The organism is Niabella sp. ZPM-14, from assembly GCF_055693045.2.
Map to the genome: position 1 here is coordinate 393,709 of NZ_CM181148.1, position 23,095 is coordinate 416,803.

At 48.3% G+C, this 23,095-nt stretch carries 17 protein-coding genes; 1 reads left to right on the forward strand and 16 read right to left on the reverse strand.

What is annotated here, in order from left to right:
• Positions 1-9: 9 nt before the first annotated feature.
• From ACU37H_RS01465 to ACU37H_RS01505, 9 genes are all read right to left on the reverse strand, one after another.
• Positions 10-1,566, reverse strand: a complete 1,557-nt coding sequence (locus ACU37H_RS01465) for a glycoside hydrolase family 28 protein (RefSeq protein WP_472702583.1) — start codon at positions 1,564-1,566, stop codon at positions 10-12.
• 101 nt (positions 1,567-1,667) lie between these two features.
• On the reverse strand, positions 1,668-4,376 hold the full coding sequence (locus ACU37H_RS01470) for an alpha-d-galacturonidase (RefSeq protein WP_472702584.1): 2,709 nt from the start codon (positions 4,374-4,376) through the stop codon (positions 1,668-1,670).
• Between the two features lie 19 nt (positions 4,377-4,395).
• Entirely contained in the window at positions 4,396-5,445 is a 1,050-nt protein-coding gene (locus ACU37H_RS01475) for a Gfo/Idh/MocA family protein (protein WP_472702585.1), read from the reverse strand.
• Position 5,446: 1 nt separating this feature from the next.
• Entirely contained in the window at positions 5,447-6,472 is a 1,026-nt protein-coding gene (locus tag ACU37H_RS01480) for an L-rhamnose/proton symporter RhaT (RefSeq protein ID WP_472702586.1), read from the reverse strand.
• Positions 6,473-6,519: 47 nt separating this feature from the next.
• Positions 6,520-7,368 carry an amidohydrolase family protein gene (locus ACU37H_RS01485; protein ID WP_472702587.1) on the reverse strand — a complete coding sequence of 283 codons (849 nt, stop codon included), beginning with the start codon at positions 7,366-7,368 and terminating at the stop codon, positions 6,520-6,522.
• 53 nt (positions 7,369-7,421) lie between these two features.
• The gene (locus ACU37H_RS01490) at positions 7,422-8,594 is read right to left on the reverse strand and encodes a CaiB/BaiF CoA transferase family protein (protein WP_472702588.1); all 1,173 of its coding nucleotides are present in this window, start codon (positions 8,592-8,594) and stop codon (positions 7,422-7,424) included.
• Positions 8,591-9,742: a CaiB/BaiF CoA transferase family protein gene (locus ACU37H_RS01495; RefSeq protein ID WP_472702589.1), complete on the reverse strand. Its 1,152-nt coding sequence runs from the start codon at positions 9,740-9,742 to the stop codon at positions 8,591-8,593. The genes ACU37H_RS01490 and ACU37H_RS01495 overlap by 4 nt, the downstream gene beginning before the upstream one ends.
• Positions 9,742-10,908 carry an ABC transporter substrate-binding protein gene (locus tag ACU37H_RS01500; protein WP_472702590.1) on the reverse strand — a complete coding sequence of 389 codons (1,167 nt, stop codon included), beginning with the start codon at positions 10,906-10,908 and terminating at the stop codon, positions 9,742-9,744. The genes ACU37H_RS01495 and ACU37H_RS01500 overlap by 1 nt, the downstream gene beginning before the upstream one ends.
• Positions 10,901-11,350, reverse strand: coding sequence for a MaoC family dehydratase (locus tag ACU37H_RS01505; protein ID WP_472702591.1), 450 nt, complete (start codon positions 11,348-11,350; stop codon positions 10,901-10,903). Before ACU37H_RS01505 ends, ACU37H_RS01500 begins: the two co-directional genes overlap by 8 nt.
• Positions 11,351-11,791: 441 nt before the next feature.
• On the opposite strand from ACU37H_RS01505, the gene ACU37H_RS01510 reads away from it, so the two are divergent.
• A complete protein-coding gene (locus ACU37H_RS01510; protein WP_472702592.1) occupies positions 11,792-12,682 on the forward strand; it encodes a hypothetical protein in 891 nt (296 codons plus the stop codon).
• Positions 12,683-12,689: 7 nt separating this feature from the next.
• Here ACU37H_RS01510 and ACU37H_RS01515 read toward each other — a convergent pair whose 3' ends face one another.
• The 7 genes from ACU37H_RS01515 to ACU37H_RS01545 form a co-directional block, all read right to left on the reverse strand.
• Positions 12,690-13,361, reverse strand: coding sequence for a YdcF family protein (locus tag ACU37H_RS01515; RefSeq protein WP_472702593.1), 672 nt, complete (start codon positions 13,359-13,361; stop codon positions 12,690-12,692).
• A 297-nt stretch (positions 13,362-13,658) separates the two neighbouring features.
• Positions 13,659-15,242, reverse strand: a complete 1,584-nt coding sequence (locus tag ACU37H_RS01520; protein ID WP_472702594.1) for a DHA2 family efflux MFS transporter permease subunit — start codon at positions 15,240-15,242, stop codon at positions 13,659-13,661.
• Positions 15,243-15,296: 54 nt separating this feature from the next.
• Entirely contained in the window at positions 15,297-16,409 is a 1,113-nt protein-coding gene (locus ACU37H_RS01525) for an HlyD family secretion protein (protein WP_472702595.1), read from the reverse strand.
• Positions 16,410-16,449: 40 nt separating this feature from the next.
• A complete protein-coding gene (locus ACU37H_RS01530; protein WP_472702596.1) occupies positions 16,450-17,769 on the reverse strand; it encodes a TolC family protein in 1,320 nt (439 codons plus the stop codon).
• Positions 17,753-18,376 carry a TetR/AcrR family transcriptional regulator gene (locus ACU37H_RS01535; RefSeq protein ID WP_472702597.1) on the reverse strand — a complete coding sequence of 208 codons (624 nt, stop codon included), beginning with the start codon at positions 18,374-18,376 and terminating at the stop codon, positions 17,753-17,755. Before ACU37H_RS01535 ends, ACU37H_RS01530 begins: the two co-directional genes overlap by 17 nt.
• 295 nt (positions 18,377-18,671) lie before the next feature.
• The gene (locus tag ACU37H_RS01540; protein ID WP_472702598.1) at positions 18,672-19,964 is read right to left on the reverse strand and encodes an amidohydrolase family protein; all 1,293 of its coding nucleotides are present in this window, start codon (positions 19,962-19,964) and stop codon (positions 18,672-18,674) included.
• 3 nt (positions 19,965-19,967) lie between these two features.
• Positions 19,968-23,024: an amidohydrolase family protein gene (locus ACU37H_RS01545; RefSeq protein WP_472702599.1), complete on the reverse strand. Its 3,057-nt coding sequence runs from the start codon at positions 23,022-23,024 to the stop codon at positions 19,968-19,970.
• Positions 23,025-23,095: the final 71 nt, after the last annotated feature.

Here is a 23,095-nt window from a genome sequence, read left to right on the forward strand (position 1 = left end):
AACATTTTTTTACTTGCGTTTAATTTCTTTAGTGTCGACTTCTTTACCTACCAAGATCAACTCGTCTTCGAAGGTATTTTGTTTTAGCAGTATATGTTTGGTGCCAGCTCCGGTAATTTCGAGGTATCGTTTCGTTTCCTGGAAAGGCCAGGCATTTTGAAGCAGCACTTCTTTATTATCATGTAGAACGATCACCGCTTTATCTGCCAGGGGCTTTGCGGTCTCAAGACTATTAATGAGCAACCGTTCTACATGATCGGTCTTTAAAGCGCTTCCAACGGTGGTGTTTACCCGCACGTGATGAAGCTGTATGTCTTTCGCATTCCTGATAGTAATACCGCGTTGTGCTTCAAACACGACATCGTGCAAACTGATCTCGCTTACAGGCATTTCTTCAATGCCGTTGATATACATAGCTTCATTGGTGTAGGCGGTGATATTGCTTAACCGGATATTCCGAAATTGCGGCGTACGCTCGGAAACGGGTTCCGGCGATGACTTTGCATATTCCATATCCATAACGATGGCCTGGTCCCGTATATTTTTCATCACGATATTATCCACCCGGATATCTTCCACCACACCGCCACGGCCGCGAACGGTCTTCAGACGGATCCCTCTGTCGGTACCATCAAATACACAGTTGCTGATGGTGATCTTTTTGACATCCCCGCTCATTTCACTACCAATCACTACCCCTCCATGACCGCTCAGCATGGTACAATTAGTAATGGTATAGTTTTCTGCGGGCCGCGCTTTCGATCTTCCTGGCTGGTCTTTCCCGGATTTGATGGTGATGCAATCATCACCGACGCTGATAAAACAGTCACTGATGCGGACATTGCTACAGCTCTCGGGGTTAATGCCATCGGTATTGGGAGCCAGTCTTTGAGGATTGATAATCGTTACGGCATGAATGGTTACATTGTCACAGAATTCAGGATTGACGGTCCAGAAAGGCGAATTGCGAATGGTGATCCCTTGTATCAGGACATTCTTGCAATACATTGGCTGAATAAAAGGCGGTCTTAGAAAACCGCGTTGCATTTGTTTCGGATCATCAGGCAGCAAGATGTTTTTATTTTTTTCGTCGAACAGCTGCTGCCACTTACTTCGGGGTTGATCCTTTTTATATCCTTCTACAAAATCCCACCATTTTTTCCCATGACCATCTATGATCCCTCTTCCAATGATGGCAATATTTTCGGCTTTATAAGCGTAGAACAAAGGTGAGAAGCTGGTTACGTCAACGCCTTCATAACGACTTTCGACCATGGGCAAATAATCATCAAAGTCATCGCTGAAATGCAGTTCTGCACCGGCGTCTATGAAGATGGTGATATTACTTTTCAAATGAATAGGCCCTGTAAGATATTTTCCCGCCGGGAAATAAACAGTACCTCCGCCCGCTTTGACAGCGGCATCGATCGCTTTACGGATCGCAAGTGTTGCCTTGGCGCTGCTGTCTTTTTTCGCGCCGTAGCGGGTAACATCATAATATTGTTGTGCCCGGCTGGTACCGGCAATAAACAACAATAACATTAAAACGGGAATTAGCTTTTGCATTCGTTTAAATTTAGAGGGCATGTCGATGCTATTTTTCAATCTGTTCTCTAATGACCTGCGTCGGGCATACGCAATTCATTCTTATCAAAAAAGGCCGGGCGTTACTCAAATAACCAATCCACCTGCTTCCGGTTGCCGCTCTCATACAGCCCGGCATCATACACTTTGAGCGGCGCATCTGCGTCAATAAACCCGAGGATCACAGCTGCTCCCCTGGCTAGCTTCAAGGTGTTGGTGCCTGGCTTAAATTCGTAGCTATGCACGTGAAGTTGCGGCAAACCAGGCAGGATCATGGCATTGGCGATCCGCGTATCAGCCTGTCCATAATCGTTGGCCGTGGCATTGGTTTCTAACTCCGGTTGTTTGAGGTAAGTGGTATCAAAGCTGAACGCCGCTTTCTGGGGCTTAAAAAATCCGACCAGTACCTTGACGCTCTTCTTATTGCTAAAGGTGATCGTAGTTCCTTGCTGCACCTGGTCTTTAAAGGAAGTTTGCAGACCGCGTAAGCCTCTTAACTCCGGCGCGAACGCTTTCATGCTTACGGCAGTGTCGGCAAAAGGATGAGATAAACTATCGACAACGTAAAACGCAGGCTGATTCGTGAAGGTAACGACCGCATTCTTCAGAGGTTCCACCTTCGCCACTGCGCCTGGCTTAATATTGCGCAGCGAATCTAACCTGCTTTGAAAAACCTTCAGTTCGCTGGTGAACACCGGCAACAGCGCTGTCCAGTCCTTGTACTTCCCGCCGGCGCCGGACATCGGAATCTTTCTCGCGCCGGTCTGCATGCTATTCGCATACAAATAACTGCCCCTGGTCAGAGCTTCCAGTTTCCGGTACCAATCCACACTTTGTTGCAGCAAGGGCAAAGCGTTTTCAAGGTCATTGAGATCATTGGAATATTTATAACGCAATACCAGCAATGCCGCTTCTGCCTTTGATGCATAGTGATAGGCCAAAGCGCGATAGCTATACACATCATTTTTAATGCGTGCCAACTCTGCCTGGTTTTTTGAAGGATCTTTAATTTTTTCGATCGCCTTCACGGCGGCATCACTATGTTGCCTCACATCATGGATGACCTGAACCGGCGTTTCGCCGACGTGCTGCTTACCATTCCATTCTTTTTCTGCATATTCGGCAAGGGATTCCCCTTCTGGGCTCTCAGCTTCGTATAACAGGGTGAACAGCCCATACCGATACGGGTTGATCAACTGGGTCATGAGCATGCCCAGGTTCAGTGTCTGCCGGTTGCCATCGGTAATCCCGAAGCGTCTCAATAATTTCGGAGCGATCTCCCCTGTTTCTTCATATGCACGGAGGATCTGCTGTCCCTCGTCCGGCGATATACCAAACTGACCGGCCAGGCTGTGGCTCCAATAGGCTACCTCCTCAGCGCGTTTCCTTTCTGCTTTCCAGGCGTAGCGGCTCCAGGCCTTGTACCACAGCCAATCTCTTTCGATTTGCAGCAGTCTCTTCCCTTTAACACTGTCCGCTGCATAAGGCCAATCCCAGTAGGAAGCCTGTGGATATAAATGCAGTCCGTTTCCACCCAGCACCTCATGCATACCGATAACACTTTCCTGGATGAACCTGGGCGAACCATAACGGAACGGTTCGAGGTTGGCGAGGATATGAACGTTTTCAATATGCACATTACCCTGCTTGCTTAAGGTCTGATGCAGCTCCGCCCATTTGCCTCGCGGGGTTTGATAGGTGAGCGCTTCGCCATTGAACTTGGCCATCGTGTATAAATTTTTATACGACGGCAGCGCTGCTTTCATTACGGCGGGCGCGTCGGTATCGTGTGCGCGCAGTACGATCGGTGGTTCTGCGGTCAGTCCGGCGGCTTTCATACCATTGCGGACGCCGGGAATGATCGTTTGGGTGAACCATTGAATATCATCATTACCTACGCCTTCCATGGCTTCTCCCAAACAAACGAGCAAACCCACGTTGGGATATTTTCTTACGAATTCGGTAATAGATTTTTGGGTGTAATCTGCGATTACCGGAATGATAGGGCGCTCACGCTCCTGCGTTTTCAGGCCATGCTTTTCAGCAAAAGGTTTTGATACAATAATATTATAAAACATCTGGATGACCCAGATACCACGCTTGTCGGCCTCAGTGGTCAGGAAGCGATAGATATCTTCATTCTTTTTGAACGTCTCATCATCCACTTCTACGGCGTACGGGTAGTCCTTCAGTTTTACCAGCGATGCGAAAGGATGACCGTTCCACAAATACAGGGAGTTCATCCGGTTGGCGGCCATGGAATCTAATACCTGGAGCCACAGCTTCTTGTCATAAAACCATGGAAAAGTTTCTTCAGTATACGGATATTCGTATACGGTTCTGCCAGGCAGGTAATAGGGCTTTTGTAATCCGATACAGGCGCCGCGCAGCACCATCTCCGGTGCGTCGGTCAGGTTTAACTGCGTAGGTAAAGTTTTCGTTTCAGCGAGCTGATCTGCCAATTCCAGGCAGCCATATAAAACACCTGAAGGATCAGCACCGGTGATGCCTATCGTGTTGTGGTCTCCTTGAATGGTAAAGCCCTCTTTATGGAGCTGCGGGTTAAAGGCACTTTTGATCACGATGGTCAGGTTGTCGGGCCGGGCTTTCCTTTTGCTTGTCAGTGCCACCTTATATCCTGACTGCTCGAGCTTTGTTTGTAACACATTAGCGCCGTATACGGCACGCGGTTGATGGGCTAACTCATTTATCAGGATCACTTCACGGGCCGTTGATCCAAAAGATCTGTGGGCTATCAGGAAAAAGAAGAACAGACTCACGACACGTACCATCGTCGATACGTTTTTATTGCTATAAAAAATCATCAATTAATATCCCCCCTTTTTGATTGCTGACATAGGCTGCTTCTACACAGGCCATGGTCATCAACGCATCGTCAATACTATTTTCCGGTTGTGGTATGATGCCGGCTTTGGCCAGCTGCATCTGGTGCATGGTGCCCATGAAGGCGTGGGGAAACCAGGTCCCTTCGATTGCCCGGGTCTTCCATTCCTTATCTTCTTCAAGAAGGATGTATTCGAAGACATCGGGCACACCATGCGGATAATCGATCAGCGCTCCAAACCTGATCTTGATGGCGCCGGCCGTCCCTTCAATCTTTACATAAGACTCCTGGTTTTGATACCCATACTGATGATTATGGTTAGTATGGATCGTAGCCCTTAGCCAGTCGCCATAATCCATAATAATATTGGATCGCGCAGAAGCCAGCTGTGCCGCTTCCGGATGTTTAAAGGTGCGGGCATATATTTTTTGGGGATTGCCAAAGAACGAGCGCGCCAGGTCTATATAGTGGATGCTATGATAAAGGATCTCCATTCGTTCTTTGGTGAAGAGGAAATCCCAGAGATTCCAGGGGGTATGTACGTTTACATATACTTCCAGGTCGGTTACTGTGCCCAGTTTGCCGGCCGCAATCATCTTTCTTGCTTCCGTGATGAAGGGGGCAAAACGCATCTGGAAATTTACACCGGCGATCATATGTTTACCATGAGCCAGCTCATGAATGGCTTTTGCTTCTTCCAGGCTTTCGCCATAAGGCTTCTGAATCAGTACTGTGGCCTTTTCCGGTAACAGCTTCAGTACAGGGATGATCTCCGAAGCAGGCAGCGCGACATCATAAATCACTTCCGTTCCCTTGTCTGCTACCATTTCTTCTACACTTTCATATACCCGATCAATGCCGAATGGTTTGGCCAGGGCCATCGCCTTTTCCTTGTCACGATCGAGGATGCCTGTCACGGGAAATCCCGCTAATTGATACGCGGGCAGATGTGCGTTGGCAACGATGCCGCCAGCGCCAATGATACATATCGGTATGCCGGGATTGTCTTTTATCATATCAGGCTCCTCCTAAATAGTTACCATAGGTCAATACTAATACCGCTGTTAACAGGATAATGAGCGCAAATGCCAGCGCGCGGCGCGTGATCTTCCTGGTGTTTTTCCACTCTTTCAAAGCCAATCCTACCAAAGAACTGAAAAATACTAACAAGATCATATGTATCGCCCAGCTGGAAAATTCATACTTACCCAATCTTACATGACCCAATCCATAAAAGAAGAACTGGCCATACCAGAGAACCCCCGTGATCAATGCCATCAGGTAATTGGTTCCTAACGGATGATGCGCCGCTGTTCTGTATTCTGAGAACGTCCGGTTTTTTATATGAACCCATAACGTATAGACGAGCGTCGTGACAAAGGCGCCTGTATTGGAAAAAATATATACGACATTCACCTGGAAGTTACCCGCTCCGTATTGAGCTGCAATATCAGAAATAGGTTTTCCTGCATTGATGGCAAAGCCATAAAATGCAGACAGGACGCCGGCTAACAGGCAAAGCGGTAGTCCTTTTTTAAAAGAGAAACCTGTCTGGCCCTGAGCCGCATCCTTTTCTTTTAAACGTCCGGCCCAGCCACAAAAAGCGATGCCCGCCGCTCCCAATAAAACCCCTGTGAGGATCCATTGTCCGCCGTGGCCGCTCAATGCATCGCCTAACGTCCCATTGATCATCGGGGGAACGAGTGTCCCCAGTACGCAAGAGATACCCACGGAGATCGCATAGGTCAGGGAAAAGCCGATATAACGGATAGCCATGCCAAAAGCGGTGCCACCAATGCCGTAAGCCATTCCCAGCAGAAAAGCATTGCGCATGGCGGATGCCGGAGCCTCTGCCAGTACCTGCCCCAACGAAGGGATGGTAATAACAGCTACAACCAGGGGAAGCAGTAACCAGCATACGGAAGCCTGGGCCAGCCAGTAAGTTTGCCAGCTCCAGCCCTTGACCTTTTTCTCCGGCGTATAACAAAGTGCGGCGGAAGAGGCACCTACTCCATGAAAAAAAATACCCCAAAACAATTGCATGTGTATTCGGATTATGGTCTGTTCGGGGCAATATGCCCGGAACAGGATTATACATTCAAATTATAAAACGACACGGCGTTGCCGGCGAATATCCGTTGGCTTGCATCGGCAGGTACCAGCTCAGTGATCACTTGCTGATAGACCTCCCAGGTGGCTGCGTAATCGATGCCTAATAAAGAAACGGGCCAGTCACCACCGCAAAAACAGCGGGCTGTCCCAAAATGATCCAACGCAAAACCAACATAGGGCCTGATGGTGGCTGCGGAAAAAATATCTTTGCCGGCGGTGGTACCCAAGCCGGATATTTTGACATAAAAATTCGGATGTTCAGCAGCCGTCTTCATCAGGGTACCCCATTCACCAAACTGTTCGCCCGAGCTGATAGGCGGTTGGTTCATATGGTCAAATACCATTTTCAGTCCCGGTACCAGTTCGGCTACCCGAAGCGCGGTCCTGATATGCGCGACAGAAATGCCGACCAGGTCGAACGGCAAACCATGGCGCGCGAGTAGACCTAAGCTCTCGACAACAGCAGGCTGCAGCAACCATTCGGCGTCAGGCTCATTGTGGATCAAATGACGAACACCTTTAAAATAAGGTTCTTCAGCTACAAAGGTTCGCAATAACGTTTCCACCCGCTGCGGCTCCATGAGCGGCAGCCAGCCCACGACTCCTTTGATCCAGGGATATTCATTCGCTGCTTCCAGCATCAGTGCGGTATCTTCCAGTGTGTTATCTGCCTGAACCAGGATCCCCGCATCCACAGCTGTGGTCTTGCGCGGTGCTTCCAGATCAGCTAGCGCATAATCTTTTCGAAGCAGCCCGGGAGCGCCGTTCAACCAATCGTAAGCCGATCGTTGCAAATTCCAGATATGTACATGTGTATCGATGATCATATGAGCTTAACAATCATTTAATCAGTTATCAAAGCAAATTAAAGAGAAAGCGTCTATTTAATGCCGATCATTTTCGTCTTGACAGCCATGTTAAATTTTTTTTCAATAGCATCGTTATGTTCTCCCAAACCGGGGGCACCCTGATCGCTGGTCAGCACCGCGCCATCCACTCTTACCGGCGATCTTGTTGTTTTAACAGCAATACCATTGCTGGTTCTGACGATCACCTCCATGTCCAGCGCCTCGTACCCTTCTTCCTGCGTCAGCTGCTGGTAATCGAGCACCCTGGAGCACCATACACCTAAGGGCTCGAGTAATGCTAACCAATAGGACGTTGTATGGTTCAGAAGGTGGCGTGCCAGGATTGATTTTATTTCATCCCTTTTATCAAACCAGTCTTTTAGATCCGTATACCGGGTCAGTTCTTCACAACCGATCCAACCACCCAGCTGCACGATATCCGCCATTGCAATGGTGATGTAATCGTCCTTTGTTCTATAAATACCATATGGCGCCGCCACATAAGCATGACCGCTATTGACCGCACTTCGCTGCGGCAGTTGTCCGCCGTCGTTGAAATAGCAGGTGAGCACCTCAAACTGGAAGTCGAGCGCACTTTCTAACATACTCACCTGTACGCACCCCCCTTCACCCGTGACACCCCGGCGATACAGGAGTGATAAGATACCCTGCGCCAGGTGGGCACCGGCCAGCATATCCACTACCGATACGCCCATCGGCGTAGGCTTGGCGTGGCTGCTGTTGTTCAGCCAGGCAAGGCCGGATATGGATTGCAATAACAAATCCTGCCCGGGTAAGTGTTTCCAGTGCCCCTCTTCGCCGTATCCGCTGATCTGTGCATACACTGCCGAAGGATTCAGCTTTTTGACACTTTCATAATCAAAGCCCAGGCGCTCCATCACGCCCGGACGGAAATTGTGCATGACGACGTCTGCCTGCCCGATCAGTTTCCTGATCTTGGCGGCATCTTCCGCATTTTTAAGATCTGCTGTATAGCTTTTTTTGTTCCGGTTGATTGCGTGAAAGATCGAAGATTCACCGTCAATAACGACGTCAGACACATACAATTCGCGGCAGATGTCGCCGGTGCCCGGTTTTTCGATCTTTACGACTTCCGCGCCAAAATCCGCCAGGCATAATGAGGCCGACGGACCGGAAAGGAACTGGCTGAAGTCAACTACTAATATATCCTGCAGTAATTTCATTGGCTGCTACTTAATGAAAATTCATGTTTGATATTCCCGGTATGCTCCCCTAACTGCGGAGCAGGCCGGCTGGAGCTAAGGCGTTGGCCATCGATCCTGATGGGACAACGGGTAGTGAAGTAATCCTGTCCGCCTCCCATAATAATTTTATTTTGCATGTCCAGGCTTTTATACAAGTCGGTCTGGATCAACGCATGCCAATTGTTTACATCGGAGGCCCACAAGCCCAGTACCAGCAGGCGTTTCAGCCAGTACCCGGTTGAATTTCCTGCTAACTGTGCGGCTATGATTGCCTTAATTTCATCCCGCTTTTCAAATACATCGCCCGCTGTGTATTGGCCCAGTTCGGAGCTTTCCAACGCTTCCTGTAATGAGGGCAGGCTCATCATAGCCAGTGCTATATATCCGTCTTTCGTTTTATAAATCCCGTATGGCGCGCCCAGCAAGGGATTGCCGTTGCTCACTTTGCTTCGTTTGATCCCGCGCCCGCTGTGGTAATGGGTAGTGAAAAGTTCAAACTGAAAATGAACGGCTGATTCTAACAAGCTTAGCTCTAAGCACGCTCCTTTTCCGGTTTTCTGGCGTCTGATCAGGGCGGCTAATATGCCTTGCACCGCATGGATACCGCAAATGCTGTCGATGATAGACAATCCGAAAGGCATCGGCCCATCGCCATCATCACCGGTAGTATATGTGAGTCCGGAAAGGGACTGAACCAGCAAATCCTGTCCGGGCTTGTTTCTCCACGGCCCCTTGGTGCCATAGCCGGTGATTTCGGTATAGATCATGCGCTCATTGATCGACTTCACATCCTGGTAAGAAAGACCGATCTTTTCCATCACACCGGGCCTGAAATTATGAGTAAGGATATCGGCTTTTTCAATCAGCTTTCTGACCATTGCCAGATCAGCGGGATCTTTGAGATCTGCGGTGAAACTTTCTTTACCCCGGTTGATAGCATGAAAATTTAAGGCATCGTCACCGATCCACAAATTCTTTACCGCCAGTTTCCTGCAGGGATCGCCGCCGCCAGGACGCTCTATCTTGATCACACGCGCCCCCAGATCGGCCAATCTCAACCCGGCGGAAGGCCCTGAAAGATACTGGCTGAACTCAAGTACTATTAAACCTTTTAATGGCAAAAACATCAGGCTAAACTTTTGGTAGATTTTTCAAGTGATTCGCGATAGATCTCGTTGAGCTTCTGCAATACCAGGCGCTCGCTGTTCTGTTTGCCTGATAAATATTCCTGTACGTACGTTCCGGCCTCATCCTGGAAATGCAAATAGCCGTGGTAGCGCGGCCGTTGGAAGCCGTTTTCCATCGCCGGCAATACGTTATGGAAAAAGTTATGGGTCAGTTGATTATTCAGTTCATTTTTCCAGGCCTGCAGATGACCGGGCTGCCCTTCATTATAAGTGTAACCGTTTGCCTGGAACGCGGGACCGCAAACCATTGCGGCAAAATCCACCGCTTCTGTTTTATGTTTGGAGAACGCAGATACAGCGAGGCCAGTGCCTCCAATCGTCGTTTTTAATCGCTGACCATTATAGCTGACTACATCGGCATAGGTCAGGATATTCCTGGCATAACCGTGCCGGGAATAGTTGGTATATCCGTAAGCAAACGGACAATACCAGTAATCATCACTGTTACTCATTTCCTCTGCCACGGCGATTGGATTTTTCTCAAACATGGACCGGTCCACGGATGCATATAATTCCTTCATGGTCTGAAGCGCTGCAGTGCCCACCGTTTCGTTGATCACTTCGGTAGTGTTGTCAAACGGTTGAGCGCCATGAACGATGCAAAAAGTATAAAAGTTCATCAGCAGATCGATGGGAATAGCCGGAACGGCGACGCGACCTGCCTTTGCAAGCCCGATGAGATCTTGCCAGGTCTGCGGCACGCCTACCTTAGCCGCGTCCAGCAGGTCTTTCCGGTAACTGGCCGCGGGTGTGGCCGCATCAATGGCCAAGGCCCACTGATGGTTATCATAATTATAGCTGGTATGAGACGTGCCTACACTGTTGTTGAGCTGATCGGTAAGATAAGCTTCCGGCAAATATTCATCAAGCGGCAACACACAACGCGTTGCAGCGGCAGTGCCTACCCAGGGATGATCAATGATCAACAGATCATATGATTCTGTCAGCTTTTCAATGGGGTAATCGGCAAACTGTTGCAGGCTCCGTTTATGCCATTGTATTTCGACGCCGGGATGCAGTTCGTTGTATCGTTGAGCAGCGGCGAGTAATGGCGTGATCCCGCGGCTATGATTCCAGGTTATTCCTTTTAAAATAATATCAGACATCAGCAGTTTTTTTTTGAACTAATAACAAGTGCTCGCACACCATCACGACCTCATCTCTTTGATTCAACACTTCTACTAATTCGCTTACTATTCCGTAGGCTGGTTTTTTATGATCTTTTTTGTCTTTGATGGTGACGCGTGCCTTGACCGTATCGTTGATGTAAACAGGCTTTGTAAAACGTAGCCTTTCGTATCCATAGGTCATGGCCACTTCGTTGATGACACCGGCACATAATCCTACACCAATGCTGAAGATCAGTGTACCGTGCGCAATACGGCTTTTGAATGGCTGTGTTTTGCACCATTCTTCATCCATATGATGGGGATAGAAGTCACCCGATTGTCCTGCATGTAATACAATGTCTGCATCAGTAATGGTGCGGCCGGTGGTTTTCCGGGTATCTCCAATAACAAAGTCTTCGTAATATATTTTTACACTCATATGGCAAGCCTTTTATCGCGAGTCGAAATTAGACCAAGACCCTTCCTTAAAAAATGTGATGTTTCACTAATATGATGTAAGATTTTCCTGAACGAAGTGTTGTGGCCCAGGCGGCTTTTTTTCATTCAATGGATTAATAAGCTACGATTTGAATGGGCCAGAACCTGATGAATCTATGCCTCGAATGCCTTTAGATCGAATGCACGCTAAGCGGCTTATACAGAGCAAAAGGATGAGATATGCATACGTGTCAGAGCAGGACGACCGCCCGAGCCGGTACGGACGGGGTCAGACCAAACCTGTACCAGGCCGGCTCGATCGTCTATTACCTCTCTAATCTTTATGGCCCGCACCCATCCTGGATAAAAATGGAACATCCGCCGCGTCAATGTATATTTGTTTTAATACGAATACTTATTTTTACCAGAACATCGAACTGAAATGAAAAATACTTTAATCCTTTTGTGGTTTATCGGGTGCAGCTTATCAGCCACCGCTCAATGGCTCAATCCGGTAAAGGAAAATTTAAGTTTTAGCGCAGGCTACGAGAACCGCCTGGAGGACTTTAACTGGTCCATCGCAGGCAATCCGGACGGCACTAATCCTAATATTTTATCGGAGGTTATATTCAATAAAATCCGGGCCAAAGGCTTTTATGTAAATGGAAGATATAATCTATTTGACAGGTTAACGATCGAAGCGAGTTATAAAAGGCTGTCGACCTATGAGGGAAATGCCACTGACTATGATTATTCAGAAGACAATAGGAAAGCGCCCTCGGTCCAATTACACCTCAATAGTAACGAGGGCCATGTCTTTACAATACAAACCGCTGCTTCTTATCGCGTGTTCAAGCACAAATGTTTTGAGATCAAGTCTGGAGTGGGTTATATTAAAACAGAAGAACGGTTCTATTTGCTGGATGATGAAAATCCTAAGTTAAGAACCACCTACAAGGCTAAATGGAGAGGCCCTGGCTTGCTTCTAACCGGAGGATGGATGAGCCCGTTTAGAATAAGTTTGAATGGCGCAATCTCTTATTATTTTTTCCAATACAGAGCCAGGGCCAACTGGAACCTGATAGAAGAGTTCCGGCATCCGGTTAGCTTCCGGCATTGGGCGAATGGAACGGGTGCCAATCTTAACGCAGATGCCGGTTTTCACTTCACTCAAAATTTTTCAATACACGCCGGCTGGAACTTTTCAGACTGGAGAACAGGTAAGGGCCTGGATCGCTTGTACCTTATTAGTGGCGAAGAGCCAGAAACGCGGCTGAATGGCGTATTTAAAAGAAACTCAGGTTGGCGCTTTACCGCGAGATACACTTTTTAAACAGTACTTACAGTGCTGGCGCTTTACCCCCCTTGGCATTCTCCCAGGGAATAAAAGCACCGAGCGTGCCGCGGAACCTTCTGAACCGGCCTTCACGCTCGACGATAGAACGAAAATCTTCTTTAAATGCTGACGCCGGATTAATATTCCACTCCTGGCTGGTGATCTTTTTCAACGTATCTACCATAAACGGAATATGCTGAATAGGCGTAGCAAATCTGCGCCTTGTGAATCTTTGGGTTAGAGAAGATTGAAACGGATCCGTCACCAGCGCAATGGTCTTGAACCCTTCTTTGCGGGCCAGCTCGTAAGAGTAATAAATATTTTCGGTGCTGTGTTCTGCCTGGGTTTCATAAAATATATTAGAATCAGGAACCCCCAGTTCCTTAGCATATAACCCCATGATCCTGGCCTCATAGTACGGAGAATACACCGCGCCTCCCGAAAAGATGATGTTCCTGATAATTCCTTTTTGGTAAAGGAAGTTGGCCCACAAAACGCGGCCTTTCATGATAGAATCCCAGCGATCGTTATTGAATGGCACACCTGGAACGATCGCAGCGTCAAAAGTCTTGTTATTTTCGATCACTTCGCGGAACAAGCGCGCAGGCCTTTTCCGATAAGAGATACACCCGATCAAACCAGTAACGATCATCATCAGGAGAATAGCTTTGTACATATGCTAATATAACAAAGTTGCTCAACTTTTAATATACGAAAACGACGCTCGTGTATATCGTTAACTGAAGCCTAACGCAGATCCGCAACATATCAGGCTTCTATACAAAGCCAGAGCTACGTCAATATCCCGGAACATGTGCCACCTTCCCTGTAAAAAAGAGGCTGTCAAAGTATCTTTCTCACCCCCGGGGAAATAAGGATCCATCACTTTGACCGTTACGCCACTTCCTTATTTCTCTATACTAGTTTGAGATGTCTACCGACAGCCTCTTCTTAATAAACAATAAAACAAACATTAATGCATGGCCGCGCTCATATCCACGGGCTCTTTCTTTTTCCTGTTCCTTACCATCAGAATAAATGGTATACAGATAAGAAACAAAACACCGAGGTATAAAAACACATCCATATAAGATAACACCGTTGCCTGTTTGGTGACCGTGAAATCAAGCGCTTTATACGCTGAATTCAGTGCCACGTCAGGCGACATGCCTTTCCCGATAAAGTTTTGTTGCATGCCCAGCACCCTTTGTTGTACATCCAGGTCGTTGACATTCAGGTTGGAGATCAGGTCATTCCGATACAATCCATTCCGGTTGCTGATAAAAGTAGTGATCGCCGCCACGCCAAACGATCCCCCGAGCTGTCGCATCATCCCTGTAAACGCGGCTCCCTGGCCGATCTGCTGTCCTTTCAATGTTGAAAGCGCCATGGTTGTAATCGGGATAAACAATAAGCTCAATCCAATACCCCTTACGATCAGCATCCAGAAGAAATTGTCCTGTCCCGTATCCGGTGTAATGATCTTATACCCCCAGAAACTGTACACGAAAAACAGCAAGAGTCCGGCGGCCACCATGTATTGCTGAGGTATGCCTTTTGATATCAGTCTTCCCACAATAGGCATCATAAACGCCGTTGTAAGTGAAGCTGGTATCATCAGCATTCCCGATTGATACGCCGTCCAGCCAAGCAAACTCTGCGTATACAGCGGAATGATGAAGGTCGATCCGTACAAGCCAAAGCCGAGGATAAAGGACATCACCGTACCGATCCGCAGGTTGCCATTTTTAAGCACTCTCAGTTCCACGATCGGGTTCTTATAAGTAAGCTCCCGCCAGATAAAGAAAAAGAGTCCGAAAACCGCCAGGGCCGTAAATACCACGATCATTGTGCTTTGAAACCAGTCTTCTTCATGTCCGCGCTCAAGGATAAATTGTAAAGAACCTACGGTCAGCGCCAGTAAAAAGATGCCTAACCAGTCGATCTCGCTGGACTTTTTCTTTTCAGCATATTTAGGACTGCGTATAAATTGCAGGGTCAGCAATACCGCTATGATACCTAACGGGATATTGATATAGAAGATATAAGGCCAGCTGAAATTGTCGACGATATATCCTCCGAGGGGTGGGCCTAAAGTGGGTCCTACAATGACACCGAGTCCATAAATCGCCTGGGCCATACCACGTTTTTCGGCGGGATAAGATTCTGTAATAATCGTCTGCGAGGTTACGAGCAAGGCACCGCCACCAACACCTTGCAGGAACCGGAATGCTACCAGTTCCCAGATGCCGGTGGCATTACCACACAAAAAGGAACAGACTGTGAACAGGGCAATGGAGAACGCGAAATAGTTTCTTCTTCCAAATTGTTGTGATAGCCAGCTCGTCATAGGCACGACGATCACGTTGCCTATTGCATAAGCTGTGATCACCCAACCTACTTCCGACAGGGTGGCGCCCATATTCCCCTTCATATCATTCAGCGCTACGTTGACGATGGTGGTATCCACAATCTCCAGCAGGGCGCAGACGATCGCCGTGAGCGTCACAATGAAGCGGCGAAAGCCATATTCTACCAATGAATTTTGATCTTCCATTTCTTTAGCTATTAGTGACCACGGTCCATCGATGACAGACCGTGGCCTATCGAATTAATTCACGTGCACATCTACTACCACGTTCATACCGGGTCTCAGCCTGGACAGTAAAGAGTCCTTCTTGTCAGTGAATTCTATTTTAACGGGTAACCGCTGTACCACTTTCACGAAGTTGCCGCTGGCATTATCCGGAGGCAATAAAGCGAAACGCGCGCCGGTTGCGGGAGAAAACGAGGTCAGCACTGCATCAAATTCCTTCTTAGGAAAAGCGTCCACGCTCACCGATACCTTTTGACCTTCTACCATTTTAGACACCTGAGTCTCTTTAAAATTGGCGATCACCCACTTGTCATCATTCAATACGATGCTGAACAACTGGGCACCCGCCTGGATAAACTGACCCACCTGCACCGGCACCTTCGATACCACGCCACTTTCAGCAGCCGTGATCACCGTATATCCTAAATTCAGTTTTGCGTTCTCTACTTCTACTTCGCGCTGGCGGATACTGGACCGTGCGATAGATGCCTGCTCTGAACTCGCATTCACCTGGCCTTTCACTACATCCGTCTGTGCCGCTGCCTGGTTTCTCTGAGCGATCAGTACCTGCAATTGTTTGTCTGCGGATTGTTTCGCAGCGAGCGCCTGCTCGTATTGTTGCTGCGTGATCGAATGATCCTTGATCAGGTTTTCATACCGCGTCAGGTCTTCACCTGTACGCCATACGTTCACCTTAGCAGCTTCTATCTGGGCGTTAGCCGTCGCAACTGCCGCTGCAGCAGTTCCAATATTTTTATTGGTAGCCGCAGTGCTGGCCTGTGAAGACACCAGGTTGCTTTTAGCTGTACCCAGCGCCGCTTCTGCTTGTTCTAGCGCCATTGTCAGGTCGCGTTTGTCCAATACCAATAAGGTATCGCCCTTATGCACAAACTGGTTGTCTTTCACACGCACCTCACTTATATAACCAGAGATCTTTGAAATGACCGGGCTCAGGTTGGCTTCGATTTGTGCATCATCCGTTTCTTCATGATGCTTGCTATGAATGTATCGGGTCACCCCGAAATAACCGCCCAGCACGATCATAACGATCAGTATGATATAAAATACGGGGCTTTTCTTTTTCTTCGTTGTTTGGGGTTGTTCTGAAACGGGTTCTTTTGTTTCCATGATTGTCTTATTATTTATAGCTTAACGAGTAAAGTGTTTTTTATTGATAAAGCGTTCCGGTGGTCTGCAATAACTTCCTGTAGGCCAGGGCCGCATCTGCCCGTGCGTTCAGCACATTGATCCTTGTGGACAACAATGCCACGTTGGCATCCAGCAGATCTGTAATGGTCACCAGGCTGTTGTCAAATTTGTTTTTAGTGATGCGATAATTTTCGGCAGCCTGCGCCAATGCCTTCTCATACACCTCAATTTTTCTTTTGGCAACAAAAGCGCGCTGATAGTCTTCATTCACACTTAACCTGATATCATCTGTGAGCAGCGCCTGAGACGCAGCCAGCTGCGTTTCACGTGCCCTGGACTGTTTTAATACTGCGTTGCTTTTCCATAGGTTTGCCAGGTTATATTGAATCCCGATCCCCGCATTCACGGCGTTAGTGACTGTCAAAAGCTTAGGAATGTCTGCGGCAACATAACCTCCGGTGAGGGCCAGAGTGGGCCAGTTTTCAGCTTTTGCAGCTTTAGTGCCTAACACGGCTGCCTTTTGCTGGTATTCGATCGCTTGTATATCCTGGCGATGTTGCAGGGCCAGCTGCTCGTATTCATTGAAGGTCCTGGCATCCACCTGCTGATCGATAAAGGAAGAATCTACCCGGACTACCGTGTTTTCAGGCAATCCCAACAGCAGGTTCATATTCACATTAGCGATATTGAAATTATTCTCAGCCTCGAGCAACTGCAATTCGGTATCTGAGGTTTGCAGTTGTGCTTTCAGGCGGTCGTTCCGCGCAATGATGCCATTATTTTCCATGTTCAGAAAGTCGGAATCCCGCTTTTGCGAAACCGCAAGGTTTTCTTTGATCACGCCCACCATTTGCGACGCCTTGAATAAATTCACATAGGCCTGGGTGATATTATAAGCCACGGCATTCTTATCACTTCCCGCGTTCAGTTTCGCCGCTTCCAGGAGATACCTGGCCGACTCAATACCGTATTTAATTCTTCCGCCCGCAAATAAAGGCAATGAAAAATTAGCCATTCCGTAAGCCGCCTGGTTTACCTTAGGAGCGGCGCTTTGCGGCGCACCCGCTTCTGAAGCCGTTCTTAAATTGACATTCGCATTGGTCAGTCTCAGGTAGCTACCGCTGACCTTCAGATCGGGTAACTGCTTATTTTTCGCTTCATCGATCGCCGCCGCCGCTTCTACAATTTTGGCATCGTCGATTTTAAGGTTCTTGCTGTTAGCAATGCCCAGCTCCAGCGCCTCTTGCAGGCTCAACTGTTTTGCATCCTGAGCCGTTGCTCCCAAATGCGCCACCAACAGCGCAGCGGCAAAAGCCCAGGTTTTAATTTTTTGATTCATATCCTAAAATGTTTTTGGTAATGAGTTTAAGATGATCTTTTACCTTTTCGAAATACATATCATCAGTCATGTCCTTGGCTGATTTGGATCCGGAATAGCGCGCATATAATTCCTTATTGAGCAGTGCGTGCATGATCGTACCTGTGATGGTAGTCATAAAAAACAGCGGGTCTACGTCAGAGGTTATCGCACCGGATTTTTTTCCTTTCTCCAGCAATTCCTTGAAAAATGTGGCATAAGTCTCTTTAGACTTGTGTAAGAACCGCATGACACTTTTGTTTTTATTAGTGGCCTGCTCAGCCAGGATCACATAATAAAATTTAGTGTTCGACTTCACCCGGTCGATATAGCCGGATAAGGCCTTTTCGATCATTTCCACGACGGATAGCGACGAATCTTCAGCGATGTCCTTGATATAGGCCAGCCCTACGTTCATGCGCATCTTGAAGAGCTCCTCCATTAGCTTGTCTTTCGAACCGAAATAATAGGAGATCATTGCTATGTTGATATGCGCCGCTTTGGCGATATCCCGAACCGATGTTGCATCAAATCCCTTTTCTGCAAACAGCGCTTCCGCTTTCTCTAATATGTATTCCTTTTTTGTCATTGCGACCACAAAATTAAACACTTGTTTAATTTAATCAAACATTTGTTTAACTTTATTTGCTTCCAGAGAAAAGATATTGATTAAAGTCAAAAGACAGGGGGATTGTCAGACAGCATTGAGGACTTTAATAATCCGTAATCATCGGTGTATTCGTGGCAATGCTTCGCTGTTCGAGGGTATCCTCGGATCTTTATCTCGTCAGGCCGGGGACACCCCGCCTGTACCATTTGGGCAGGCCCGCCCGCGCCGGTACCGACGGGGTCAGACGCATCATTCGTGCATTCGTAGCGAAAAATTAATTCAATCCATACCGGTGCTTGTACCGCTCATACAACTGAGTTTGCTTGTTATCGAGGTTCACCCTGCGGCCTTGTATCAAGGCATCGGTAACAATGCTGGAAGACATATCAAGGATATCGCCTTCACAGATAACAATATTAGCATCTTTACCAGCCTCGATAGAACCGGTTTGCTGGTCAATGCCGAGTATTCGCGCGGGATTGATGGTAATGGCTGCCAGTGCCTGCTCTTTAGTAAGCCCGTAAGCCGCTGCTGTGCCCGCATTGAAATCCATGTTGCGGTATCGCGCATTATCTGAATTGTCGTTGATCGCGAATAACACCCCCGCTTTCTGAAGCATAGCAGGTGTTTTAAATGGCTGGTCAATATCGTCGTCCTGCATGATCGGCAGGCTGTGCAGGGCATCGAGGATGACCGGAATATTATTCTGCTTTAACAGATCAGCCACCAGGTAGCTGTCCGCACCACCCACCAACACTACATTGATATCAAACTTCTTCGCAAAGTCGACCGCCACTAATATCTGCCGGGCAATATCGGCATGCACAAATAGTTTTTGCGTTTTCTCAAACAGTGGACGCAGGGCTTCGAACTTCAGATTAATCGCCTCTTTCCTGCTGGACTTCAGGTAAGCCTGAGCTTGTTTGAAAAAAGACTCCACTTCCTCAACGGTTTCAATCCCGTTTTTGATGGGATCGCTTTCGGCGTCGGAACTACCAGAGCGACGAGGCGAGCGCATCAGCATCGGCATGTTGAGGTGCATCCCGTTATCCGCTTTGTAAACAGCATCCTGCCAGGTCCAGGCGTCCAGCTGGACTACAGAAGACGTACCGGTCAGCAAGCGCCCTTGCGGCACCACACAAGCCAGCAAAATGCCGTTCGCCCTCAGGGTATTGATGATCTTAGAATCCGTGTTGTAGGCTACCGCTGATCGTACCGATGGATTGTAGTTCCCTAACTCAAAATAGTCATTACTACCACGAACGCCGCTGCCGATTTCGGAAAGCCCCAGGTCGGTATTGGGCAGAATCAATCCGGGATACACATTTTTACCGGTCGCATCGATAACAGTCGCATCAGCGGCTGCAATATCGGAACCAACCTGCGCGATCTTCCCGTCTTTGATGAGCACGGAACCGTTGTTGATTACCGGGCCCGCTGCGGTGTGGATCGTGCCATTTTTAATCAGGATACTGCCGGTTTGCGGTGGCGCGGGATACACATCATCCTGCGCAAAAACACCCGCACTGACAGAGAAAAGTATAATAGAAAGAATGTTCTTTAGCATAGCTTATAATTTATCCTCGTAAGAATCGATTTCAAGAATTCCGGTGTGCTGCTCGTTGTCTTCGCAGTGCAGTATCACCTGGGCCGTAGGTTTGGCGGGCACGGTAGGCGCACCGGATTTAGAGGCGGCCAGCATTTTTTGCACCAGCCGATTGCGTTCTGTGCTGATCAGCTTTCTTTTTTCCAGGTCTTTGTCCCGGTCAAAGTAAACCGTACCGTCCACAATTGTATACAGCGCCTTCGCATAGATACTCAGTGGATTTGCGTCCCACAACACCACATCGGCGTCCTTCCCTACTTTGAGACTTCCCACCTTATCTTCGATATGTAATGCTTTTGCGGGATTGAGGGTCACCATTTTAAAAGCGTCTTCTTCGCTGACGCCACCATACTTAATGACCTTAGCGGCTTCCTGGTTCAGACGGCGCGCCATTTCAGCGTCGTCGCTGTTGATACAAACATTTAAGCCCATCCGGTGCATCAGCGCCGCATTGTAAGGAATAGCATCCTGCACTTCCGTTTTGTAGGCCCACCAGTCCGAGAAAGTGGAGACATGGGATCCGTGCTTTTTGATCTCCGGCGCCACTTTGTATCCTTCCAGTATATGTGTCAGCGTATTCACCTTAAATCCGTATTCATCGGCCGTAGTCAGCAACGCTAATATCTCGCTTTGAATATAACTGTGGCAGGTGATGAAGCGTTGATCATTCAGGATCTCTACCAATGCATCCAGCTCCAGATCCCTGCGAACGGTTTTATCACCGCTTTTTATTTTCGCCTGGTAGTCCTTCGCTCTTTGAAAGGCATCTGCCAGGATCGACTGCACACCCATGCGGGTATCGGGGTAGCGGATATTTCCCTGTGGCTGCGCCGTTCTTTTCACGTTTTCCCCAAGGGCAAATTTGATAAAAGGATCGGCTCCCTTAAACTTCAATCCTTCGTCATCCGCGCCCCATCTTAGTTTGATGAGCTGGGTCTGACCGCCGATCGTATTGGCCGAGCCATGCAGGATATGCGAGGTCGTTACGCCGCCGCTCAACTGCCGGTAGATATTGACGTCATCCGGGTTTAGGTTGTCGCCAACGCGCACTTCAGAAGTGACGGATTGAGCGCCTTCGTTAATGGAGAAGGCCGCAATGTGTGAGTGTTCATCGATAATGCCCGGCGTTACATACTTTCCGCTGCCATCAATCACCCTTGCTCCTGCGGCGCTGATATTTTGCCCGATCTGCGCGATCTTCCCTCCTTTCAACAGTACGTCCGTATTCGCCAGCCTGCCCTCTTTTTCATTGGTCCAAACGGTGGCGTTCCTGATAAGAATCGTTTCCTGTTTCGGCATCTCTTCATTCCCGTAGGGAGAAAAAGGGTAACTCACGATAGCCTGTGGCTTGCTATACTTTGAAGCGGCCGTATCTTTTTTTGACACGGTCTCTTTAACGTAGTTGGCTACCCAGGTCACCGGCTGACCGTTATTATCAGCGCCTACGCCCTGCCAGCTCTTGCCGTAATCCACCCCGCTTAAGCGGTACAAGGATCCGGCCTGGGTTGCGCTAAACGTGGAATCCTTCTTGCCGGAAGCCGCTTTGGCAGCAGGTTTCAGGGAGAAATTGATCGACACCAGCGTACCATCCGATTTAAACTTCGTGGTTAAAGTATCCTTTGAGATCAGTTGCGCCTGGCTATTGCTTTTTACATCGAGCGTATATTCAGAAACGCCTGATGCGCCGGTAATGGTTAGTTTATATTGACCAGCCTGTTCCCTGCTCGCTTTGGCTTTCACATCATAGCGCTCGCCGTTCACCCAGTTTTCAACGATACTGGTCTTCTCGTCAAAAATATCACCTGTAGTGATCAGGAAATTCGCGATCTTCCCTGCTTCGATCGAGCCCACTTTGTCGTCGATCTTTAACAAGGATGCCGGTGTCGCAGTCAGTGCAGCCAGTGCCGTTTTTTTGCTCAGGCCATAGCTGATCGCTTTGCGCAGAGAGGGCCAGAAGGTCTTAACGTCCTTCAGGTCGGCAGTGGTCAGGGCAAAAGGGATCTTCGCTTTTTCGAAGGCGGCAGCGTTGCCCGGAGCCAGCTCCCAATGTGCCATATCCGATACTGATACAAAGCGTGCATCCATCGGATCCTCAATTTGCTGGGCTTCCGGGAAGTCCAGCGAAAGAATATACGCCGCTTTTGTCCCTGCTATTTCCCTGATCCGCTGGTATTCATTGTCGCCGCCTTTAATAATGTATTGTACACCGAATTCATCACCGATCTTATCGGCCCTGATGTCGCTCCACTTGTCGCCGGCCTCAAACACCTGCGGAAGTGCGCGGTTATTATTCCATGCTTCCAGCGATTTGTTGATCCCTTCTTTAGCGGGTTTATTTGCGGCATACCAATCCGCATCAAGGAAGGTCTGTCGCAACAAGGCCACGCTGCCCATCATAGAGGTAGGATAAGATTGCGTGGAAGTGCCTTTGCTGAAAGAGTAAAAAGAGGCTGCCTTGTCCCTGATGATGTTGAGATTTTCTTTGTCGTCAGACAAGACCACTGCCACACCGGTGCCGCGCGCGATCCCGTCTTTCTGGTGGGTTACCACGGCGCCAAACCCTTGTGCCCGCAAGCTTTCCGCTTTTTTCGTATCGGTTGAGAATAATTCATACCCGTTCACTTCACTTTTAATGGCCTGGTTCCAGTTGAAAGGCCCTTTCGTATTGGTGGACAACTGTTGCGGACCGAAGAAGGAACTGCTTCCCCCGCTGCGTTGCGGTACCGCGATCCCGTAGTCACTGTAGATGTCGATAAAAGAAGGATAGATCATCTGCCCTTTACAATCGATCACTACGGCACCCTCAGGAACGGAGGCTTTTCCGACCGAAACGATTTTACCGTCTTTGATCACCAGGGTAGCATTATCAAGCTGCGTACCCGCGTCCTTAACGATCGTGGCGTTGGTGAAAGCATAATATTTAGTTCGTTCGTCTGAGATACCGTTGACGGGATAGGTTACCTGGGCTTGCAGCTGCGTACAACAGGCAGCAATACAAAAGGCGGAGAGCCATTTCTTCATTAGCATCAAATTTTCTGAAAAATATAAAAATAAATCGAAAGCCAGGATTCAAATTACATGCGGGTTGCGGT